This is a genomic window from Emcibacter sp., from assembly GCF_963675455.1.
In the GTDB taxonomy this organism is placed as follows: domain Bacteria; phylum Pseudomonadota; class Alphaproteobacteria; order Sphingomonadales; family Emcibacteraceae; genus Emcibacter.
This window is the reverse complement of record NZ_OY776217.1, coordinates 2263087-2282685: the sequence shown is the minus strand read 5'-3', so window position 1 is coordinate 2282685 and position 19599 is coordinate 2263087. Positions and strand designations below refer to the sequence as shown.

Annotated in this window: 16 protein-coding genes; 3 read left to right on the top strand and 13 right to left on the bottom strand. The window is 56.0% G+C overall.

The features are described 5' to 3' along the window. Positions 1–201: 201 nt before the first annotated feature. Positions 202–3048 (bottom strand): phosphoenolpyruvate carboxylase, encoded by a 2847-nt coding sequence (locus ACORNT_RS10575; protein WP_321390233.1) that lies wholly within the window; start codon positions 3046–3048, stop codon positions 202–204. A gap of 57 nt (positions 3049–3105) precedes the next feature. Beyond that, entirely contained in the window at positions 3106–3465 is a 360-nt protein-coding gene (locus ACORNT_RS10570) for an SMP-30/gluconolactonase/LRE family protein (protein ID WP_321398072.1), read from the bottom strand. A 390-nt stretch (positions 3466–3855) separates the two neighbouring features. Between ACORNT_RS10570 and ACORNT_RS10565 the strand changes: the two genes are divergently transcribed. Genes ACORNT_RS10565 through ACORNT_RS10555 form a run of 3 tightly spaced genes read left to right on the top strand, consistent with a single transcriptional unit; the run spans position 3856 to position 9250 of the window. Then, complete coding sequence (locus tag ACORNT_RS10565; protein ID WP_321390231.1) at positions 3856–4794, top strand: universal stress protein; 939 nt, start codon at positions 3856–3858, stop codon at positions 4792–4794. A 15-nt stretch (positions 4795–4809) separates the two neighbouring features. Then, a complete protein-coding gene (locus tag ACORNT_RS10560; RefSeq protein ID WP_321390228.1) occupies positions 4810–7542 on the top strand; it encodes a cation-transporting P-type ATPase in 2733 nt (910 codons plus the stop codon). Beyond that, positions 7529–9250 (top strand): cation:proton antiporter, encoded by a 1722-nt coding sequence (locus tag ACORNT_RS10555; RefSeq protein WP_321390226.1) that lies wholly within the window; start codon positions 7529–7531, stop codon positions 9248–9250. The genes ACORNT_RS10560 and ACORNT_RS10555 overlap by 14 nt, the downstream gene beginning before the upstream one ends. 117 nt (positions 9251–9367) lie before the next feature. Here ACORNT_RS10555 and hypE read toward each other — a convergent pair whose 3' ends face one another. Genes hypE through ACORNT_RS10500 form a run of 11 tightly spaced genes read right to left on the bottom strand, consistent with a single transcriptional unit; the run spans position 9368 to position 19301 of the window. Next, a complete protein-coding gene (gene hypE / locus ACORNT_RS10550) occupies positions 9368–10417 on the bottom strand; it encodes a hydrogenase expression/formation protein HypE (protein WP_321390224.1) in 1050 nt (349 codons plus the stop codon). Continuing rightward, the gene (hypD, locus tag ACORNT_RS10545) at positions 10414–11508 is read right to left on the bottom strand and encodes a hydrogenase formation protein HypD (protein ID WP_321390222.1); all 1095 of its coding nucleotides are present in this window, start codon (positions 11506–11508) and stop codon (positions 10414–10416) included. Before hypD ends, hypE begins: the two co-directional genes overlap by 4 nt. Next, positions 11505–11729, bottom strand: a complete 225-nt coding sequence (locus tag ACORNT_RS10540) for a HypC/HybG/HupF family hydrogenase formation chaperone (protein ID WP_321390219.1) — start codon at positions 11727–11729, stop codon at positions 11505–11507. The genes hypD and ACORNT_RS10540 overlap by 4 nt, the downstream gene beginning before the upstream one ends. Before the next feature lie 20 nt (positions 11730–11749). After that, entirely contained in the window at positions 11750–14020 is a 2271-nt protein-coding gene (gene hypF, locus ACORNT_RS10535) for a carbamoyltransferase HypF (RefSeq protein WP_321390215.1), read from the bottom strand. A 4-nt stretch (positions 14021–14024) separates the two neighbouring features. Next, on the bottom strand, positions 14025–14288 hold the full coding sequence (locus tag ACORNT_RS10530; protein WP_321390212.1) for a hydrogenase maturation nickel metallochaperone HypA: 264 nt from the start codon (positions 14286–14288) through the stop codon (positions 14025–14027). Continuing rightward, positions 14281–14757 (bottom strand): hydrogenase maturation protease, encoded by a 477-nt coding sequence (locus tag ACORNT_RS10525; protein WP_321390210.1) that lies wholly within the window; start codon positions 14755–14757, stop codon positions 14281–14283. Before ACORNT_RS10525 ends, ACORNT_RS10530 begins: the two co-directional genes overlap by 8 nt. Beyond that, positions 14754–16064: a Ni/Fe hydrogenase subunit alpha gene (locus tag ACORNT_RS10520; protein WP_321390208.1), complete on the bottom strand. Its 1311-nt coding sequence runs from the start codon at positions 16062–16064 to the stop codon at positions 14754–14756. Before ACORNT_RS10520 ends, ACORNT_RS10525 begins: the two co-directional genes overlap by 4 nt. Continuing rightward, the gene (locus tag ACORNT_RS10515; RefSeq protein WP_321390205.1) at positions 16061–16843 is read right to left on the bottom strand and encodes a hypothetical protein; all 783 of its coding nucleotides are present in this window, start codon (positions 16841–16843) and stop codon (positions 16061–16063) included. Before ACORNT_RS10515 ends, ACORNT_RS10520 begins: the two co-directional genes overlap by 4 nt. Next, the gene (locus ACORNT_RS10510; RefSeq protein WP_321390200.1) at positions 16843–17688 is read right to left on the bottom strand and encodes an FAD/NAD(P)-binding protein; all 846 of its coding nucleotides are present in this window, start codon (positions 17686–17688) and stop codon (positions 16843–16845) included. The genes ACORNT_RS10515 and ACORNT_RS10510 overlap by 1 nt, the downstream gene beginning before the upstream one ends. Beyond that, a complete protein-coding gene (locus ACORNT_RS10505) occupies positions 17672–18163 on the bottom strand; it encodes a Crp/Fnr family transcriptional regulator (protein WP_321390197.1) in 492 nt (163 codons plus the stop codon). Before ACORNT_RS10505 ends, ACORNT_RS10510 begins: the two co-directional genes overlap by 17 nt. Continuing rightward, positions 18156–19301 (bottom strand): 4Fe-4S dicluster domain-containing protein, encoded by a 1146-nt coding sequence (locus ACORNT_RS10500; protein WP_321390195.1) that lies wholly within the window; start codon positions 19299–19301, stop codon positions 18156–18158. The genes ACORNT_RS10505 and ACORNT_RS10500 overlap by 8 nt, the downstream gene beginning before the upstream one ends. Between the last annotated feature and the right edge of the window lie 298 nt (positions 19302–19599).

Below are 19599 nucleotides of genomic sequence, written 5' to 3'. Positions count from 1 at the left end.
TGATGGTCGCAATGATTGATGATGGCGCCGCCACAGTCTCCACCAAAAATCACAAATAACTCAGTATGTTAAGATGAAAAGTGCGCACCTTTTGCGCATTTTTCAATGTATTTTATTGTGTCACTCCGTCAAATCCCGGCATAAGACATTTGGCAGTAGACTTGGAGAAACGGTAAATAAAATTTCCCCGGATATGTTTTCTTATCCGAACGCCCCGATGTAAGCCGACAAAGCCTGGGAAATTTTCCGAAGCTGATCGTAGGCCTGTTCGATTTCGTCAAAGATTTCCCGGTTCTCATACTCGTACCCGTGGGCGTCATCCCCGGCAAAGGTAATCTTTTCCGGGTTTTCGGGATCAATCTCATAGGCTCCTTCCAGGGGGAAAATTTCCCTGAGCAGATCAAGTGTCGGCAACACCTGGAACCGCAGGATGCGCAGGACCAGGTCGTCCACACTTAATCCCTTGTGATCCCTGAAGCGGGGAATTCTAGTGATCAGCAGGAATATCTTCTGAACAAGGGCCATCCGCACCACATGCAGTAACGTACAGGATGTACGCTCCTCTTCACTCAGGCTGTAGGGAGCGGACGGAACATCCCGCCCCTTGATGCCGTCCCGCAGATACATCAGATCTTCACGCAAGGTTAGTTCAATACGGTTCAGTCCTTCGTAAACTCCATGTTTTTCCAGCATCTTGGCCAATCGGAGCATACGGTCATGATCATGGCTTTCCTCCTCGTAGCGGGCGGAATGCATCCAGTAGCGCGGCCGGAACAGGGAGGTATAGGCGCCGAGGAAGTCCTCATCCGTCACATCCAGAGACGCCGTCACCAAGGTCATGATATGGCGCAGGCGCGGTGAGTTTTGATACATCTTCCAGAAACCGTAATCATCCTGAAGCAATGCCGTTCCCACACCGCCGAGACTGTTGGCCAGATAACCAAGCTGATGCAGCAGCATATTGTTGGGAATGGCCCTGATCTGGGAAAGTTTTTCCAGCGGCCGGCTGATGACTCCCTCATCCTGCCGGACCGTCATGCGGGAACCGGATGGATAAGAAATATCGGTCCCTAATATGGAAATCAGCCGCATGAAATCGGTGTTTGCGGAAATCTGGTTGTTATAGCCTTTGACAGTCAGGAAAAAGTCCAGCGACCAGTCCGTATTCTCATAAAAGGGATCAGGGGTATAATCCACCGACGACAACAGGTTTTCCATCACCCGCGACAGGGTCGCCAGCGCCAGGTCCGGCGTATGCAGCCAGAGATACCCGTCTCCACCCTGCAGGCTGAATTCCTGCTTATAGTCAATTTTGTGTTTTTCAACCTGACGCCTGGCTTCCGGGGAATGAAAATAATCAAGGCGCCCGCCAAAACCTTCAGGATGAGCTCCCCGGCCGAGACTTTCGCCGCCGGTATCGAAAATAACCAGCTCTACATCCTCCAGATCGAATTTGGTCCAGAGTTTGATCAGCTTGATACGCAGGCGTTCAATGGCAAGACCGGCCGCGACCTGCCCCAGATATCTGCCGGCATCGGAATAGCCGGCCTGGACACACAGGCGCCCGCGTTTTTTGACATAGGCAAAATAATGCGGATTTTCCAGCAGCTCCTCAATCACCTCGGCCCCGCGCGCCAGGGCCTGATCTGTCTCGAACAGGGGCGAAATATCGACCTTGTCATCGACCCCGAACAAACGGGCATAACAGAGCGCAGACAGGACGGTGAACGGTGTATCACATTCGGCAATCAGGAAACGGATCGGGGTTTCCGGATCGATATATTTCAGGATCTGGGCAATAATCATAAACAGCCGCCGGGCCGTCGTCTGTTCATGCAAAATGGTTTCAAACCCGGTAGTCTGCGTTTTGATGCGATCGAGAAACTTGCTGGCCGCAGTCATATAACGACGGCGGCTGGTCGCATCATCGGGATCCTTCTCCAGGGCGACAATTGGCCGGATCGCATTATGGAGCTGAACCGCATTCAGACGGAAATGGATATGGGAAAAGCCGGTCCGGAAGTTGGCAAAAAGCCCGCGAAAAACCAGCAGGCGGGCAACCCTGTCCTCATCTCCAATATCTGCTATCAGATGATCAAGCTCTTCAAGCACGCGGGACATCAGGTCCCCGCGAGCGGCGCGGCTCTCGACCATGTGGCGGCCAAAGGCGCGAACCGGTTCTATTTTTCCCGCAGTCCCGGGCAGGTGAGCGATATCCTCGTCAAACATATCTTTCAGATTGCCCAGCAGATCGGCAATCGTGGAACCATCCTCGATTGCCAGCGCCTGCCATTGGCCGAGATAGTGCTGACATTGCTCAAGCGCCATCCGGAAACGAAACTCCACACTGTCCATCCAGGTAATATCATCCCGGCCATCCACGTCGAAACCGACCCAACTGGCCGCCGTCACCAGTTTCAGGTCCAGTGTGCGCCAGTCATCTGGATAAAGATTCCGCGCAACATCCACAACCGCCCCATACAGACAGCCAATGGCGTGCTGAAGGTTCATGAGCGCCCGTTCGGACTGCCCAAACTCATACTGCAGCGACAGGCCGTCATCAGGGCGGGCTGTACAGGACGTGAATTTCCGGAGAATCTCCTGTTCCGGCCGGGAGCCATCTATCAGGCCGGAAAGCAGGTCATATTGGTCATGACTGAAGCCGAAAGTGGGATGGCCGGTAATGACAATTCCTGCGATTTCCCTGCTGACAAGGTTCTGGAATTCAGCGAAGCTTTTCCCCTCTCCGATCCTTTTGAAACAATCGACAAGGCCCTTGCGGTTTTTATCTGCATCGGTTTCCTTCAGATAAGATCGTGCCCGCCGGCCCCGGCTGACAAAACCCTGGGCCCCCAAGGTACTCACGGTCTCGTTGATCTGGTCAACGGATAACGTCCCTGACTTGATTTTGTTCAGCAGGCGATAGGACAGCTGCTGATAAGGGTTTACCAGTGGGGTTTCCCGGGACAGCCCAAGGCATTCCGCCAGATCCGACTGTAACTCGCATATCAATGATGATGAAAGAATGTCATCAGAAGGGCTCATCATATTTTTTCCATGATTGAAATCTCAGGCCAGACTTTAAGGTCATAACCGGGTGTCTTGTCAAGACGGGAGTTCTGCCCATACTTCCTCAAGACCAGCCACATTAGTCTTATAAACCAGTAAATGTCCTGCATCCGGTTCGGCGGTCAATTGCCCTTCCGACAGATCTGCCCGCGCTGTGGTCACAAACAGCAAAGACAAGTCACTGCCGCCAAAAGCAACACAGGTAGGCTGACTGACTGATAACTCAAGAATCAGGTCAATATCCCCCTCGGGGCTATAGCGCACAACCCTGCTCCCGCCCCACTGGGCATTCCACAAAAATCCTTCCCGATCCACTGTGGATCCGTCCGGGCTGAGTTCCCGGGGCGATACAAACCACCACCCACACCAAAACCTTCTACCCCGGCGTCCCACCATTGCGTTGAAATAACCAAGGCAAAAAAAATCCAGTGGCATAAGAAGTCAGAGCAGATTCTGGATAACATCATCCACAGACGTATCTGCAACGGCACGGGGAGCATGAGTCACCAAGTGCATTCCCGCTGAAAACAGATAACCCATTCCAAAAAATAATAACTCATCTACTACATTGTTATTATGGTATTTTTATAATGTCAGGGCCGGGGCTTTATTTTAACTTATATTCTGATTTATTGCGTCTTACGGCTTAGTATTCCAAACTGCCCTAGCTCCTCATACCTCCGTCATCTATGATGTTTGCCGAGTGTCACTCAACCGAGTTTTCGTTTACCTTAACCAATTCTGATTCTATGATGCATTAAGGCAATCGGAACTAAGGGGCTTCACATGCGCCACTACCATAATCCGCTTTATATCAGTCACGGAACTTCCGACGAAACCGAGAGCCTGAAGCAGGCACTGAGTCTCGCTCGCAACAACGGGACACCTCTCAGCATACTGGTTGTATGCCCGGAGTTTCCGGAGGAGTTTCCTGATTACCGGAAGAAATACGAAGAGTCTCTTGTCACCCAGACCGAAGCGTCAATACGCTATACAAAAGACGCGATTAAACTTGAAGATGCTGTCAACATTTCTATTGAGCTCATCAGCGATAAAAACCCTTCGACAAAGATAATCCAGTATATTTTTCAGCACGGTCACGACCTGCTGATTAAAGAGGCGGAACCTCCTAAACTCGGCGGGAGTGGCTTTAAAGCTCTCGACATGGACCTGCTGCGTAAATCTCCCTGTGCTGTGTGGTTATGCCGCCCCATCTCACATTCAAGAGAGGATATTAAGGTTGCAGTAGCCATTGATCCGGAAAGCTCTGAGCCGGCGGCAGAAAATCTGTCGAAGCGCATGCTGGAGCTATCTCGTTCCCTGGCCGATAGCTGCAACGGCAAATTGCATATCATTTCTTGTTGGGACTATGAATTTGAGTCCTTTCTTCGTCACAGCGTCTGGGTGAAAATATCAGATGAGGACATTGCCGAAGCGGTTCTTGAGACGCAACATCAACATCGTGCTGCACTTGAAAGATTGATCGAGGCATCCGGTATTTCTGGCAATCGTCAGGTACATCACCTGCGCGGCATGGCAGAGCAATGCATACCTTCTTTCGTAAAAGACCATAAGATAGACATATTGGTGATGGGTACGGTCGCGCGTACCGGCATCCCCGGCTTCATCATTGGGAATACGGCTGAAAATATCGTACAGAATCTTTCCTGCTCGCTAATGGCGCTTAAACCGCAAGGTTTTGTCTCGCCAGTGAAGGCATATTGACAGTTGAGGGTAAAAATGGAAAATCCTGACGCCGACCACACACAAACAGCATGGCATACATTTTCAGTAGAAAACACGCTGGAACGTCTTAATGCATCACCAGACGGGCTGTCTGAGGACGAAGCAACAAAGCGGCTAGCGGAATATGGCCCCAACCGCCTGCCGGTTGCCGCGCGACGTAGCATTCTCATACGTTTTCTGCAGCATTTTCACCATATCCTGATCTACGTACTGCTTGGCTCCGCTATCATTACAGCGATACTCGGCCACTGGGTAGACACCGGTGTAATTCTGACTGTGGTTGTCGCCAATGCGGTTATCGGCTTCATTCAGGAAGGCAAGGCGGAAAAAGCCATGGACGCAATCCGCCATATGCTGGCGCCCCGCGCCAATGTACTTCGTAATGGAAGAAGACAGAGCATAGAGGGTGATGCGCTCGTTCCCGGAGACATTGTTTTACTTGAGGCAGGAGACAAGGTGCCCGCCGACCTGCGTTTGCTAACCGCGCATGGCATGTCGGTGCAAGAGGCCATCCTGACAGGCGAGTCAGTAGCTGCCGAGAAACATTCAAAACCGGTTGCGGAAGACGTCTCTCTGGGTGATCGGTCCTGCATGGTATTTTCCGGTACTTTGGTGACGACCGGCCAGGGTAAAGGGATCGTCATCGGCACTGGCCGCCGGACCGAGATCGGACGTATCAGCGGAATGCTTTCAGCAGTTGAAACACTGACCACACCGCTTGTAGCTCAGATGGGTGTCTTTGCTAAATGGCTGACCATCCTTATTCTGCTGATCGCAGCGATGTTGTTGATTTATGGCTATTTTGTCGGACACCATGAATTCACAGAGATGTTCATGGCGGTAGTTGGGCTATCAGTCGCCGCGATCCCCGAAGGTTTACCGGCCGTACTGACTATTACGCTGGCGATCGGCGTTCAGGCCATGGCGCGACGTAACGCCATTGTGCGGCGCTTGCCTGCAATTGAGACGCTGGGATCTGTTTCCGTTATCTGCACCGACAAAACCGGCACGCTCACACGCAACGAGATGATGGTGGCCTCCGTACTCACCCATCGGCATCTTTTCGCCCTGGAAGGCGATGGATACGCGCCCAAAGGACTTCTCAAGCTGGAAGATGCGCATGTGGCACCGACCGAGCATGCAGTGCTGGAAGAACTCGCCCGTGCCGCTACACTATGCAATGATGCGTTTTTACGTGAGCAAGACGGTGTATGGACAGTGGAGGGTGACCCGATGGAAGGGGCGCTCCTTGCCTTTGCCGAGAAAATGGATGTGGATGTCCGCAAAATACAGGCCGGGTGGACACGCACCGACGCCATCCCGTTTGATGCCAGGCACCGCTTTATGGCGACGCTGAATCATGACCATGAACGCCATGCGTACGTGTTTGTCAAAGGCGCGCCGGAGCAGATACTCACCATGTGCCAGGATCAGCGCGGTATGAATGGAAACACGGAAACGCTGGATATTGACTACTGGCAGGGAAAAGTCGAGTCCATCGCCGCGCTCGGTCAACGTGTGCTCGCCTTTGCCGTGAAGCCAGTGAAATCGGAACATACCGTTCTCGAACATGGTGATGTTGAAGACACACTTACCCTTCTGGGTATGACGGGGATGATTGATCCGCCGCGTACAGAAGCAATTGCGGCAGTTGAGGAGTGCCATGGCGCAGGCATTCGTGTGAAAATGATTACCGGCGACCATGCAAAGACCGCTGCTGCTATCGGCAGGCAAATCGGGCTGCGAAACCCGGATAAGGTTCTGACCGGGAGCGACCTTGACGCTCTGGATGACGCTGAACTGCGTCAGGCTGTGTTGGAGTGTGACATCTTTGCCCGTACCAGCCCCGAACATAAGCTGCGGTTGGTTATGGCGCTTCAGTCACATGACATGACCGTAGCAATGACGGGGGATGGAGTGAATGACGCCCCCGCCCTGAAACGCGCCGATGCTGGCATCGCCATGGGTATGAAAGGCAGTGAAGCTGCCAAGGAAGCGGCGGAACTGGTGCTGGCGGATGACAATTTCGTTTCCATTGCCGCCGCCGTGCGTGAAGGTCGCACCGTTTACGACAACATCAAGAAGGTCATAAGCTGGACGCTTCCCACCAACGCTGGCGAGGCGATGACCATCATCGTGGCGTTGCTGGCCGGGATGACGCTGCCGATAACACCGGTCCAGATTCTATGGGTCAATCTGATTACCGCTGTTACACTGGGCATCGCGCTTGCGTTTGAACCAACCGAAGAAAGCACCATGCGCCGCCCGCCGCGTCCACGTGATGAACCACTGCTAACCGGCGGTCTGGTCTGGCATATCGTTCTGGTATCGTTGCTGTTTCTTTGCGGCGTGTTCGGCATGTATCACTATGCTGTTGACCGGGGGTATTCGGTAGATCTCGCCCGTACCATTGCTCTCAACACACTGGTCGTGATGGAAATATTTCACCTGTTCTTTATCCGGAATATCTATGGCACTTCGCTGACATGGAGAGCTGTGCGCGGAACAAAAATGGTCTGGACTGTGGTCATCGTCATTACTGCCGCGCAATTCGCCATTACATATCTTCCGCTCTTGCAGACGGTCTTTGCCACAGAGCCCATCCCGTTCCTGGATGGCATGCTGATTGTCGGCGTCGGCGTGGCCCTGTTCGCGATCATCGAAACCGAAAAACAGATTCGCCTTCGGGCATCACAAAAAGTGACGAATGATAATGCCCGATCTTAGCTTCCTGCACGCCTCGCCGTTTTATGAGCTGACGGCGCTCATTGCCCTGGCCGCAGTCATCGGCTCCGTGGGGTTGTTATTGCGCCAGCCGATGATCGTCAGCTTCATTGCGGTTGGGGTACTGGCCGGCCCCTCCGCCCTCGGGATTGTGCAATCGCATGAACATATCGAGCTGCTGGCAGAGCTGGGCATTGCCGTGCTGCTGTTTCTGGTCGGCCTCAAGCTGGATCTGAAGCTGATCCGTACCCTCGGCCCCGTAGCGCTGGCAACAGGGCTGGGGCAAGTGACGTTCACCTCGGTGATCGGCTTTCTCGTCGGGCTTGCGCTGGGGCTGGATACGGTCACCTCGCTCTATGTCGCCGTGGCGCTGACCTTCTCCAGCACCATCATCATCGTCAAATTGCTTTCAGATAAACGCGAAGTCGATTCCCTCCACGGACGGATCGCAATCGGCTTTCTGATTGTTCAAGACCTTGTCGTCGTGTTGGCGATGATGGGCCTGTCCGCCTTCGGTGTGGGGGCCCAGGAGGGGACTGACGGTTCGGTGTTCGTACATATCGGCACCGTTCTGCTCTATGGCCTTATGATGCTGGGCTTCATTCTTCTTTTTATTCGCTACCTGGCGATACCGATTGTAAACCGTATTGCCCACTCGCAAGAACTATTGATAATTTTTGCCATTGGCTGGGCGGCGCTTCTGGCCGCCATTGGCAGCGAACTCGGCTTCAGTAAAGAGTTGGGGGGCTTGCTCGCCGGCATATCTCTGGCCTCCACACCTTTTCGCGAAGCCATCGTGGCGCGCCTTTCCTCTCTGCGGGATTTTCTGCTGTTGTTTTTCTTCATTGCGCTGGGTTCGCAGCTCGATCTTGGCTTGCTTGGCGCACAAATCGCCCCCGCCTTGGCCTTCTCTGTCTCTGTGCTCATCGGCAACCCGCTAATCGTGATGATCATTATGAGCTTGATGGGATATAGAAAACGCACTGGTTTTCTGGCTGGCCTGACCGTCGCCCAGATCAGCGAATTTTCTCTCATCTTTATGGCGATGGGGCTGACGCTGGGGCATGTCTCTCCGGAGTCGCTGGGATTGGTAACTCTGGTAGGCTTGATTACGATCTCCCTCTCGGTCTATATGATCACTTATTCCCACAGCCTTTACAGCAAATTGGAGCCATGGCTCGACGTATTCGAGCGTAAAATGCCCTACCGTGAGGAAAAACTCGAACAACAACATAAGGCGAAAGGGAGATACGATGTCGTCCTCTTTGGTCTGGGTCGTTACGGCAAAGCTATAGCCCACTATTTGCAGCGACAGGAATTTAGTGTGCTGGCTGTGGATTTCAATCCGGATGAGGTTCGCCACTGGCGGGCACAGGGGCATGAGGCCATTTATGGGGATGCAAGTGATCCGGCGTTTATCGCCAGCCTGCCATTAAGTGGCGTCAAGTGGATTGTCTCCGCCATGCCCCAGCGCGAGATTGGCATCACTCATGAAGATCCGCGTCTCATGCTCCTGGAAGGGCTGAAGCAACGACGATACAGCGCAGGTATTGCAATATCGACACAGCACCTTCATGATCAGGAAATCCTAAAGGAGAAAGGGGCAACACTGGTCCTGTTTCCGTTTTATGACGCGGCGGAACAGGCTGTGGCGCGGATGAAGGCGCAACAGGAAAATGCCGGGCAAGCGGGGAGCGTCAAAACGGCCTGACGGTGATCCAGTCCCTGGCCGGCTCCGGCAGATGGTTTGGCCCGCATGTTTCCCGTTTTTTCTTCCATCGCTTTAAACCTGTCACCTAAGCATATGCATTCATTACTGAAACATTTCTCAACAAATCCGCGGCAGGAGCTCGCCTGCGGGCATGTCGAGTATCCTGCGCCCACCGATCGGTGTTTGAATCGTCACCATACCAGGCTCACCAACCGTCACGCGCCCAACCACCGAGGCACTTTCATTCTGCGCGTTAAGTATTTTCAGCGCCCGTGCTTCGTCTTTTTTCGGCACGATAGCGACGAAGCGGCCTTCGCAGGCAACTTGCAGCGCATCAAGCCCGAGGACCTCGCAGGCCCCACGCACGCTTTCCGAGACGGGAATATCACGCTCGACGACATCGAATTGCAGGGCGGAGGACCTCGCCAGTTCGTTCAACACCGCGCACAGCCCGCCACGCGTCGCATCGCGCATGCAATGGACGTCTATTTCCGCTGACAGCATCGCATCAACGGTAGCCCACAACGGCGCGCAGTCGCTTTCAATTGGCGTGGTGAAGGCCAGCCCCTCGCGCTCGCCCATTACCGCCATACCGTGTCGGCCTATATCACCGCTGACGAGGATCGCGTCCCCCGTGGCGATGCGTTCCGGCGCGACAAGAATTTCGCGCTCGATGCGGCCGACGCCAGTGGTGTTGATGTATATGCCGTCGCCGCGTCCGCGTTCGACGACCTTGGTGTCGCCCGTGACGATGGACACACCGGCGGCATCCGCCGCGGCGCGCATGGACCGCACCACACGCCACAGCGTTTCAGTCTCAAGCCCTTCTTCAAGAATGAAGGAGGCCGTCAGGAACAGCGGCTTCGCCCCGCACATCGCAAGGTCGTTCACCGTGCCGTTGACGGCAAGCGCCCCTATATCGCCGCCAGGGAAGAACAGAGGCCGCACAACGTAGCTGTCCGTCGTCATCACGCTGCGCCCGTGCAGCAGTTCCAGCACCGCGCCGTCATGGCCGCCACGCAGCACGGGGTTATCGAACGCCGCGATGAACACATCCTCGATCAGTTGCTGCATCAGTCGTCCGCCGCCGCCATGCGCCAGCTTGATACGTGGGTGATCGTTCAGGGGCAGCGGGCAGACCATTCCAAACGCCTTGGCTTCCGTCATGCCGCCTTCTCCCTGCGATAGCGGTAGTAGGCGGCGCACGCGCCCTCGCCGGAAACCATCGTCGCCCCGAGCGGATGGTCGGGTGTGCATTCGTTACCGAAGGCCGGGCAGTCGGCGGGCTTCTTCAGGCCTTGCAGCACGAGGCCGCTGATACACGCTTCAGGTTCCGCGACTTCGGCGTTCGCAAGGCCGAAACGTTTTTCCGCGTCAAAAGCCTCATATTCCGATGTCAGCGCCCAGCCGCTTTCGGCGATCTCCCCTATACCGCGCCATTTGCGCGGCACAACGCGGAAGACCTTTTCAAGCAGCGCCTGCGCCTCTGTATTCCCGCCATCGCGCACGGCGCGATCATACTGGTTTTCAACCTCGGCGCGCCCGTCCTCCAATTGCCTGACGCACATATAGATGCCCTGCAGGATATCCAGCGGCTCAAATCCCGTGACCACAATGGGCACGTCGTATGTGTCGGCCAGCGGCGTGTAGGCCCTTGTTCCCATGACGGTGCAGACATGCCCGGCCGCGAGGAAGCCCTGAACACGGGTGTCCGGCGCGGACATGATTGCCTCGATTGCGGGCGGGACGAGGACGTGGGAAACCAGGACGGAAAAATTATCCAGCCCGCGGGTTTTCGCCATATGCACAGACATGGCGTTGGCGGGCGCGGTGGTTTCAAAGCCGACGGCGAAAAAGACGACCTGCTTGTCCGGGTTGTCCGTCGCGATTTTCACGGCGTCGAGCGGGGTGTAGACGATGCGCACGTCGCCGCCTTCCGCCCGTACGCTCAACAGATCGGACCGCGATCCCGGGACGCGCAGCATGTCGCCGAAAGAGCAAAAAATAACATCGTCCCTCACAGCGATGTCGAGCGCCTTGTCAATCATCTCCAGCGGCGTGACGCAGACGGGGCAACCGGGACCGTGCACAAGCTCGACTTCCTCCGGCAACAAATCCTGTATACCGAAACGCACGATGGCGTGCGTCTGGCCGCCGCAAACCTCCATAATCGTCCAGTGGCGCGTCACGGTTTTACGGATCGCTTCCACGTATTTTAGGGCGGCCTCCGGGTCGCGGTATTCGTCGACGTACTTCATTCAATCTCCTCCAGATAACCGAGCGTGCGTGCCGCCGCGTCTTCGCGCAGCACGCTGATCGCGACACCGGCATGAACCAGCACATAGTCGCCCTTTACCGCTTCGGGCACAAAGGCGAGGCTCGCCTCGCGCACCGCTTCACCGAAGCGCACTTGCCCGCTACGGCTGAGGGCATCATCCCCTTTGATGCTTATGATCTGTCCTGGTACAGCCAGACACATGTTTGCAATCCTCTTCTTCGTTACAACGCGTGCGCCATCGCCATGACCTGCCCGAGCGCCAGCCCGCCGTCATTTGGCGGCACATGGTGGTGTGTGTGAACCGTAAAGCCGGACTGTTCCAGGGCGTCGACGGCACAATTGAGCAAAAGCGCGTTCTGAAAACAGCCACCGGTGAGCAACACCATTTCCTCACCGACGGATTTTGCTGCCGCCAGGATCATCGCCGCCAGCGTCGCATGAAATCTCCCGGACACCGCGCCAGGCTTAGCCCCCGTGTCGATATCGCCGAGTATCGCGCGCAGCATTGGCCGCCAGTCGATGATCCCGTCTTCGATTTTGAAGTCATAGAGAGAGGTCGCGTCCGGGTCTGCGGCGAATTCCAGCGCCATCGCCGCCTGTCCCTCGAACCCGTTTTCCGAGCAAATACCGGTCAGCGCTGCGACAGCATCGAAGATGCGCCCGGCGCTGCTGGTCAGCGGGCAGTTGATGTTCTTTTTCAGTGCGGATTTCATCAGCCACGCATCCTCTCCCAGCAGGGCGATATCCCGGTCAAACGTGTCTTCGCCACCCAGCACGTAAAGCATGCCGAGCGCGGCGCGTCTCGGGTCAAGCGCGGCCGCATCCCCACCCTGCAGCGGGAAAGGCAAAAAATGCATCGCCCGTTCGAACCCGCCGGGTTTGATCTTCAAAAACTCCCCGCCCCAGACGGTGTTATCCGTGCCGTAACCGGTACCGTCCCATGCGACGGCCAAACAGGGCGGCTTCACCCCGTTTTCAGCCATGCAGGACAGCGCATGCGCATGATGGTGCTGCACGGCGAGGGCATTGCCGCCGCGCTCTTCCGCCATCCGTGTTGAGCTGTAATCGGGATGCAGGTCGTGAACGATGCTCTCCGGTTCGGCGTTGTAAAGGCGACACAGCAGATCAGCCGCCGCACGGTGCGCGGCGCAGGCTTCTGGCCTATAGAGATCGCCGATGTGTGGCGACATGAAGACGCGATTGTGCACGGCCAGCGCTACGGTGTTTTTGAGTTGTCCGCCGACGGCGAGTACAGGCATAACAAAACTGTGCTTCACAACAATCGGGAGCGGCGCATAGCCGCGCGCGCGGCGCAGCACGGTTGCGCGCCCGCGCATGACGCGGAGGATAGAATCGTCGCAGCGCCCCGAAATAGGCCGGTTATGAACCAGAAAGACGTCAGCAATATCCTTCAGGGTCAAGACGGCGTCGTCTTCGTCTGTGCAAATCGGTTCATCGGTGCGGTTGCCGCTAGTGGCGACGACCGGGAAGCCAAGTTCGGACATAAGCAGGTGATGCAGCGGCGTATAGGGCAGCATGACGCCGAGATTCGGGTTGCCGGGCGCGACGTTTTCCGCAACGGCGGGCTTGGCATCCTTGCGCAGCAGGACAATCGGCGCTTCCGCAGAAGTCAGCAGTTTTTCCTCTTCCGGACACATCGCGCAATCGGCCCGCGCCATATTCAGCGACGGGTACATAACGGCGAAGGGTTTGACGGGACGGCTTTTGCTGCGACGCAACTCGGCGACAGCAACAGCGTTACGTGCATCGCAGACCAGGTGGAACCCGCCAAGTCCCTTCAGCGCCAGTATCTTACCATCGCGCACCGCCTGTGCCGCTTTCAGCAACGCCTCGTCACGCCGCGCTTTCGTTTTGCCCTTCGCGTTCCGCAATTCAAGCTGAGGACCACATTCCGGGCAGGCGACCGGCTGCGCGTGGTGGCGGCGGTTATCGGGATCGTCATACTCGCGGCGACAGGCCTGGCAAATCTCGAACCCCGCCATCGTCGTATTTGGCCGATCATAGGGCAGCGCCGTGATGATCGAAAAGCGCGGCCCGCATTGGGTGCAGTTTATAAAGGGATAACGGTAGCGCCGGTCGGAGGGGTCCTTCATTTCACGCAGACAATCGCTACAGACGGCGGAGTCTGGCAACATCAGTGCCGTCGTTTCTTCCCCCGTCTCGCTCGGCCGGATGATGAAGTCATTCCCATATTCCGCAGTCAGCGGCGTATCCTCGAGCTTCAGAAAGCGCGCCTGTGCCGGTTTACGTTCTTCCAAAGCTTTTTTGAAAGCCGCCAGAAGTGTCTCCGCTCCCTCTATCTCGATGATCACCCCTGCCGGCGTGTTCCGCACGTATCCTGTTAGCCCGAGCTCCTGCGCGAGGCGAAAGACGAACGGACGAAACCCGACGCCCTGCACCGTGCCTTCGACGGTCAGACGTTCGCGTTTCGCGTCATTGTCCTCGTTTTGGGTTACAAGCTCGGTGGACATGGGATCAGGCCGCGATATCGATGCTTTCGAGCAGGATGTCCTGCGCGTTGGGATCCTGTTCGTCGTCGCATTGTTCGACATCGAGTTCCGCGCCCTCCGCCGCCGTGCCGACGATAGCATCCTCAAAATGCTCCCGGAAATGATCCGGCGTGATGTGCGATAACGCGCCGAGCTTGACCTTCACCGCCACGACCTTGTCGGCATTGGCCTCCTTCGCAAGCTGTTCGATCTTGCGCAACAGGTCGGCCATCAGTGAAAATTCATGCATGAATACTCTCCTGTGATTTCAGTGAATTCAAAATTTCTGCAATTAATGCATCCTTCGTTTTAGACAGAGCCGGTGAGAGCTCTTCGCCGGCATTAAAATTTTTGCCCTCCACACCGATGAACCGGATATCCGGTGGAAGCTTCGCCAGCGCCCGGGCGAGTTCCACCGCCTGCGGCACACCGAAGGCGTGGGTGGAATATAAATTAAAATCTTCCGGCAGCGCTTGCCGCGCAAGATCGAAGCGGAAGATTTGCCCTGCCTCCGCACCCGAGGACACGGCGTCGATCAGGATTACCTTCTCAGCACCTTGCCAGCACTCTATCAGCCCGGCGGGCTCTCCGTCATGCTCAATACATGTCACGTCCAGAGGCACTTGTCCGGCCAGTTCGCCCGCCACCATACAGCCGAATGCGTCGTCGCCGCGATAGCGATTGCCAATGCCGATGATGAGGGTCGGCGCTTTCGTCATTCGCGGTCGACCTCAAGCTTGAGAAAATGCGTGGCGCAGGAAATGCATGGGTCGTAATTACGGATCGCCTGTTCGGAAACGTGCTGGATTTCATCATCCGCTTTGTCGAGGCAAGTCGGGACAAAATGGCGTAAATCCTCTTCGATCATCTTCTGGTTCTGGGAAGTCGGCGGCACGATGTTTGCGTCTTTTATGATGCCGTCATCGTCAATGGTGTAGCGATGATAAAGCAGTCCGCGCGGTGCCTCCGTCACTGCGAAACCCGTCCCGGCCTTCGGTTTCACGTCGATCGCAGGTTGTCGCGGCGGGTTGTAGTTGTCAATGATGCGGAGTGCTTCCGTTACGGCATAGAGCACTTCCACCGCTCGCACGGTGATGCTTTGGAACGGGTTGGCACAGACGGGGCCTAGCCCGGCCGCTTTTGCCGCATCCTGGATGTCTTCTGGCAGGTGGTCGAAGTTCAACGCATACCGCGCCATGGGCCCGACATGATAACATTTTCCGTCCGGCTTCATTACGCAATGAAGCGCGTTCGAATAGTCGACATGCTGTTCCTCAAAATGGTCGTCATATTCGGAAACATCGATATCGAGCCCCTTGTTCGACACAACGCGGCCCTCGTTCATTGGGTATTCATCGTCGTGCCTCAACGCGACGAATGTGTAGTCCTGTTCGAAATCCGGGAAGTCGAGTGTTGCGCTCCATTTCACCGTTTCCAGCGCCAGTTCGCGGGCGCGCAACAGTTTTTCTCGCAACTCCGACAATTCGCTTCTCATCGGAACCCGGTAAAACCCGCCAACACGAGCGTTGACCGGATGGATTTCACGCCCGCCCATCAGGCTCATGATATCATTGCCTGTCTTCTTCAACGCAAGCCCATGCTCGACCACCTGCGGATGATCCTTCGCCATCTCGACAGCGCTTGGATAGCCGAGGAAATCCGGCGCATGCAGCATGTAAATATGCAGTGTATGGCTGGAAATCCATTCGCCACAGTAGAAGAGCCTGCGCAGTTCGCGCAGCGCACCTTCGACGCGCACGCCGCAAGCGTTCTCCATCGCGTGGATCGCGCTCATCTGATAAGCAACGGGGCAGATGCCGCAAATGCGCGATGTGATGTCCGGCGCTTCGGTGAACTCCCGCCCGCGCAGGAGCCCTTCGAAAAAGCGCGGCGGCTCGAATATCTTGAGCTTTACGTCTTCAAGGACATTGTCCCGGATTTTAATATACATCGCGCCTTCGCCTTCGACGCGGGCGAGATAATCAACCTTGATTGTGCGCGTGCCGCTGCCGTGTGAACCGCTCATATGTTTTCTCCCCCGTGGCGGTCGCCTTCCTCTCTGAATTCGGCTTCTTCGGCGTTGTATGTCCTGAACATGCGCCGCAACTCACCCCCCGACACGCCAAGATCGTGCATCCAGGCGGCCAGTGAGGCCGTGTTGGGCGTTTCCATCGGCCCGTAGCAGCCGTAACAACCGCGGTTATAGGTCGGGCAAATCGCGCCGCACCCGGCCTGCGTCACGGGCCCCATGCAGGGCGTGCCATGCGCCACCATGATACAGGCGGTGCCGCGCTTTTTGCATTCGAGGCAGACGCTGTTCGGCGATACGTTCGGTTTGCGTTCATTCAGGAACGCGTTGATGACCTCCAGCAGCTGGTTCTTGTTGATGGGGCAGCCGCGCAATTCAAAATCCACATTCACATGAGCGGATATCGGCGTCGATGTGTCCAGCGTGCTGATATATTCGGGGCTGGCGTAAACGATATCCATAAACTCCTGTACGTCTGTGAAGTTGCGCAAGGCCTGAATCCCGCCGGCAGTGGCACAAGCGCCAATGGTGATAAGAAATTTCGACTGTCGGCGAACCTCCTTTATCCTGTCGCGGTCATGCGGCGTTGTAATCGAGCCTTCGACCAGCGACAGATCATACGGCCCTTCGAGTACGGCGCGGCTGGCTTCCGGAAAATTGGCGATGGTGATGTGATCCGCAACGGCCAGCAACTCGTCCTCGCAGTCCAGCAGACTAAGCTGGCAACCGTCGCAGGATGCGAATTTCCAGACCGCGAGTTTCGGTTTGTCAGTCATCACACTTCTCTTATCTTGAACAACCGTTCGACGCAGTCGAACGGGAACACCGGCCCGTCGGCGCAGATAAAGAACGGCCCGTACTGGCAGCGTCCGCACATTCTGACCGCGCATTTCATGTTGCGTTCCATCGATACATGGATGTTTTCGGCCGCAACGCCGATATCCAACAGCGCATAGGCCGAGAAGCGCATCATGATCTCCGGCCCGCAAATTAGGGCGGAAGTCTTAGCTGGATCGACGTTGCGACCTTTCAATAATTCGGTAACGACGCCGACCTTCCCCGGCCAGTCACGACCGGCGGTGTCGACTGTAACCTCTACTTCTATCAGCGCATCTTCGCGCCAGTCGGCAAGTTCCTGCGGAAAAACGATACTCTGTGGCTGACGCGTGCCATAGAGAAGTGTGATGTCACCGTAATCGTTACGATTGTGCAGCATACGGTAGATCGACGGCCGCAGCGGAGCCAGGCCTAGCCCGCCCGCCACGACAATCACATCGCGCCCTTTCACTTTGTCTACCGGCCAGGCGCTGCCGAACGGGCCGCGCAAGCCGATGACGTCGCCCGACTTGACGGCGCACAGCGCCTGCGTCACAGAGCCGACGGCCATGACGGTAAAGGTCAGTTCCCCTGATTTCTCCGGGTCGCCGCTGACCGAGATCGGCACTTCCCCGTGACCGAAGATATAAATCATGTAGAATTGTCCCGGCGCGAACGCGGCGTCGCCCCCGTCGCCGGACGGCTCGACGCGCACAGTCATGCAGCCGGGAATTTCCTCCGCGATTTCCAGCACGCGGAAGGGATGCGGACGCATCGGTGATCGCATTTCAGCCTGAGGCTGCATCCGTCGTCCTCCCGTTCGCATAAACGTCCAGCATCTGTCGCCGCGCTGCCTGCAGGCGGTCGAGCATGACTTGCGCAAAGCGTTTCATGAGCTGATATCCGAGCTCATGATCGTCCTCCGCCTTGCCACGTAAACATTCACCATCGAGCGCAATGGCTGATACATGCGTCAGAGCCAGCGAATCGAAACTATTACGATGCGGCGGGAACAGCCACGAATAGCCGGTGATCCCGCATGGGCCGATACGTGCAATCGAAAGGGGGCCAGCCGTCGGGACATCGCTTTCAATCGCTACTTCCCCATCACGGATCAAGTAAAACGTGTCCGCCTCGTCTCCCTCACGCAGGAGAAATTCGCCAGGCTTGAAATGCACGAGCCTGCCGCATCCCGCCATTGTTTCCATATGTTCCTCTGATATCCCATCGAAGAACGGGTTTTCAGCGAGCAGGGTGCGAATATCCTTGATACTAACCATTGGCGATGTCCTTTTGGTTTTCGCTGTCTCGGATCAGGCGAACTTCCTCGGTGAGATCAATACCGACCGGACACCATGTGATGCAGCGCCCGCAGCCTACACACCCCGACGTGCCAAACTGGTCCAACCATGTCGCGAGCTTGTGCATCAACCATTGCCGGTAGCGCGAGCGGGTCGTAGACCGCACGCTACCGCCGTGAATATAGGAAAAATCCATCGTGAAACAGGAATCCCATTCACGCCAGCGCTCGGCATGGTCGCCTGTTAGATCGGTCACGTCTTCGACCTTGGAACAGAAACAGGTCGGACAGGCCATGGTGCAATTGCCGCAGGCAAGACAGCGTTTTTCAAGCGCGTCCCAGCGTTCGTTGTCGTAGTTACGGTAGAGCAGCTCCTTGATGTCGGAAATGTCGATCTTGCGCCCCATCTGTTCCTCGGCGCGCTTCGTGCCTTTTTCCGCAGCAGTAAAATTGTCGCTGTCCGCCTCCTCGTGCGGTACTTCGGCCAGCAGGGAAAAGCCGTCTTTACTGCCGGGCTCCGCGAAGAAATAATGATCGTCGCCGTCCAGAATCTCGGTCAGAGCAAGATCATAACCCCCTTCCGCGCGCGGTCCGGTGTTCATGGAGGTGCAAAAACAGGTCTTGGCCGCCTGTCCGCAATTGACGACAATGATCAGTGCCCTGGACCGGCGATCAGTATAAAGCGGGTCCGGATGGTGTTCGTTCATAAACACCTTGTCCTGCACCTGTATTGCGTGCAGGTCGCAGGAGCGCACGCCTATGAACGCGAAGGGCCTCTCAGTGTCTTCCACTTCCTTGAGCGTGAAACCGCCATCTTCCGTCTTCTTGCCTTCCCAGAGTTTCGACCGTGGCGGAAACAGGTATTTTTTCCATGAATGCGGACCATTGTTGAACCCGAACAACGCGCTATCGTCGCGTCGTTTCAAACGATACGTCCCGGCATCCTGGTCTTCGGTCCAGCCTTCGGGCAAATCCTGAACGCGGCGCAGCACGTCATAAACGATCACGCCATCGCGGACCATCGGCCCTACAGGCGTATAGCCGCGCGTAATGATAACATCGAACAACCTTTGCAGATCATCTCGTTTGATTACAAATGCCTTGTCGGAGTTCGTCATAAGCGTATCTGCTTGTTCTTCAACACGGGATCACTCACGATTTGCACCAAACCTTTGTAAAGAGTACCACCCAGGGCTGCTGGATTTGAAGAATAGTTCGGGCATCAAGTTGGTCAAAAAACCACAGCGTCAGTGGCCAACATCGGACAGGTTTTAAAACCAGTTTGTTCATCATCTTCCCTCAATGAGAAGTTCAGGAATATATTCTGCGCCAAAATGAATGAAAGCTCATGATTGGCACCTGCTACCAACGTAATTTACCTGTCTATCTTCACACAAGGCTGGACTTCTCACAGTC